The organism is Devosia sp. (genome assembly GCF_028290645.1).
GTDB lineage: Bacteria > Pseudomonadota > Alphaproteobacteria > Rhizobiales > Devosiaceae > Devosia_A.
The window spans coordinates 1-2,571 of sequence record NZ_JAQGJL010000068.1; the positions used below are offsets into that span (position 1 = coordinate 1).

The window sequence follows — 2,571 nt, forward strand, 5'->3', positions numbered from 1 at the left end:
AGCGCGAGGAACATGAAGAGGTTGACGAAGCCTGTGGCGAGCGCTGCGCCGCGCAACTCGAGGCGGGGGAAGCCGAAATGGCCGAAGATCAGAGTGTAGGCGACGAGACCGTTGACGATCACGCCGATCACGGTGACGAGAAGGATGATGCGGGTCGCGGCGAAGGCCGAGAGGAAGGAGCGGACCACCATGATGCCCAGCGCCGGATAGAGCATCCAGAAGCCGGCGAACATGTAGCTTTCGGCGAGCGCGGTGACTTCGGGATCCTGGCCCAGCGCCAGGTAGATCGGGCGGATGTTGAGGACGATGGGGATCAGCAGGGTGGCGACGAGGATCGCTACCCAGAAGCCCTGCCGGACGATGCGGCGCACCGCCCTCATGTCGCGCCGGCCCCGTGCCTGTGCGACGAGCGGCGCCACCGCGCCGACCATGCCGATGCCGGTCAGCTGGAACGGCACCAGGAAGGCACCGGCCAGCGTGCCGGCCGCGAGATATTTCGGACCGAGCCAGCCCATCAGCACCACGTCGGTGGTGAACAGCAGGTTCTGCGCCAGTTGAGCGATGATCAGCGGCCAGGCGAGCGCGAAGCTCGCCGTCAGTTCGGTGATCCAGCGCCTTGATGATGCAGAAACATCGGTGCCGGTCGCCGGCACCGTCAGAGGCTCGTTCATGTAGCAATCCCGATGGCGGGCGAGGCTTACCCCAATCGGCCGGTTGCCTCAAGGAGGGGAACCAAACGGGTGCGGCGGGCATTTGGCATCAGGGCTCGCGGCGTAAACAATCTCCCGGAGGGTATTCATGCGTAAAGTTCTATCCATGGTCGCGGTGTTGACCACGGCACTGTCGCTGTCGGCGTGTTCGACAACCGAGAAGGCCGCAAGCGTTGGCGCCGTCACAGGCGCGGTCGTTGGTGGCACCACCACCGGCACGGTCGGCGGTGCGCTGGTCGGCGCAACGGTCGGCGGCATCGGCGGCGCGGTGGTCGGTACACTGATCGGCCGCTACAGGGACGATCCGACCCAGTGCGTGTGGGAAGACCGGAACGGGCGCCGTTATCTCGCGCCTTGCTCGCCGAACGGCTGAGTCTGGTAGCCTTGACATTCAATGGCCCGGCGGGAAACCGCCGGGCCATTTGGTTTATCCACCGGGCCGGCGGCGGGACAAGCTCCTGTCGCTCGGGGCGGGAATGTGCTACGATACCATTGAGGCTTAGGCCGGATGACCGGCGCCGCTTCCGTGGCGTCGAACTCGTACCCCAGGAAATAGCCGTGGAATCGTTCAAGAGCATAGCCGTGCCGGTGACGCGCCGGCAGGCTGTCGGAAAGGCCAAGCGCGCTGCGGAGGCGCCTCTTGGCGACAGTGCCTCGGGTAGCGCGATCGCGGAATTCCGCCGGCAGCAACCGCAGCAGCCGGCGCTGCATCCGGTGCATCGCTTTCGCATCGGCCAACGGCTGACCATGGCGCGCGGTTCGCGCGACATCGCCCGGCCTGCGGCGCTCTGCCAGGTGGTGGCGCTGCTGCCGCACGAAACCGGACCGCTGCTCTATCGGGTACGCAGCGAACTCGAAAGCTTCGAGCGCGTCGTGGACGAGGCCGACCTCGCGCCCTATCGCTGAGATTTGCGTGAAGCGCCTTGATTAAGGCTCAATCATGGCAGATAAGCCCGGGTACGTTTCGCTTACATCCGGCGCTACCAGATCGGACCGCTCGCGGTTCAAATGGCTACCTCTTGATATTGTGGACGTTTAGACCCGGGCGGCATGTCGCCGAACGAGGAACGCGTGCAAGGCAGGAAGATCCTGCGCACGACAATTGAAAGAGGCCATCATGATCGAAGGCACCGTTAAGTTCTTCAACACCACCAAAGGCTTCGGCTTCATCCAGCCGGACGATGGCTCGAAGGACGCATTCGTCCACATCTCTGCCGTCGAGCGTTCGGGCCTTTCCGGCCTCGCCGAAGGCCAGAAGGTGAGCTACGACCTTGAGAAGGGCCGTGACGGCAAGGTCTCGGCGACGAACCTCAAGGCGCTCTAAGACGTCTCGATAGCGCCGTCCGGAGACATCCATGCGGCGCGATGACGGAAGAGGCCCCTAGCGGGGCCTTTTTTGTTGCGCGGGATTCGGGGGAGGGCACGCGGGGAGGGTGCTTGCCGGCGACAGCTGGTGCGAGCCAGGAGTTCGTCTCTTGCTAGATGTCATCCCTGCGCAAGCAGGGATCCAACTCTCGGCTGGCTCGGGCGGTGAGATGGATCCCAGCCTTCGCTGGGGGATGACACCGGTGTTGGGGTGGGGTCGGTGGTCCGTGAACGGGACGAGCCGATGCATCCAACAGCCTTATCGGCTTCGGAGTTTGTCAAAGACCCATCCCCTCGTGTTCCTGAGGAGATGAAGCGGGGCGGGCGAGGCGTTGGCCTCGACGCGGGTCGTCCGCACTGTATGAGGCTCACGCCTCGCCGGCCGGCCGGGGTTTTGGGCCTATGCCATGGAGGGTTCGGGAGCCTCCCGGGCCGCATCGCGAGAGCGAAGGGCTTTGGTCGTCGGCGACCCAAAGGGGTCCGGCCCGCCCGCCTC

The 2,571-nt window shown here is 65.0% G+C and carries 4 protein-coding genes; 3 read left to right on the plus strand and 1 reads right to left on the minus strand.

Going from position 1 to position 2,571, the window contains the following annotated elements:
* Positions 1–671 (minus strand): MATE family efflux transporter (locus tag JWQ89_RS03530; protein WP_299638454.1); only part of this gene is annotated, 671 nt, incomplete at its 3' end.
* 127 nt (positions 672–798) lie between these two features.
* Here JWQ89_RS03530 and JWQ89_RS03535 point away from each other — a divergent pair.
* The 3 genes from JWQ89_RS03535 to JWQ89_RS03545 all read left to right on the plus strand — a co-directional run bounded on the left by JWQ89_RS03535 (position 799) and on the right by JWQ89_RS03545 (position 2,034).
* Positions 799–1,083, plus strand: a complete 285-nt coding sequence (locus JWQ89_RS03535) for a hypothetical protein (RefSeq protein ID WP_299638456.1) — start codon at positions 799–801, stop codon at positions 1,081–1,083.
* Between the two features lie 185 nt (positions 1,084–1,268).
* The gene (locus JWQ89_RS03540) at positions 1,269–1,616 is read left to right on the plus strand and encodes a hypothetical protein (protein WP_299638458.1); all 348 of its coding nucleotides are present in this window, start codon (positions 1,269–1,271) and stop codon (positions 1,614–1,616) included.
* A gap of 211 nt (positions 1,617–1,827) precedes the next feature.
* Positions 1,828–2,034, plus strand: coding sequence for a cold-shock protein (locus JWQ89_RS03545; protein ID WP_299638460.1), 207 nt, complete (start codon positions 1,828–1,830; stop codon positions 2,032–2,034).
* Positions 2,035–2,571 lie beyond the last annotated feature (537 nt).

Excerpts from the sequence above, each read along its gene's own strand:
- JWQ89_RS03535 (WP_299638456.1), top strand. The coding sequence starts at position 799 with ATGCGTAAAGTTCTATCCATGGTCGCGGTGTTGACCACGGCACTGTCG.
- JWQ89_RS03545 (WP_299638460.1), top strand. The coding sequence starts at position 1,828 with ATGATCGAAGGCACCGTTAAGTTCTTCAACACCACCAAAGGCTTCGGC.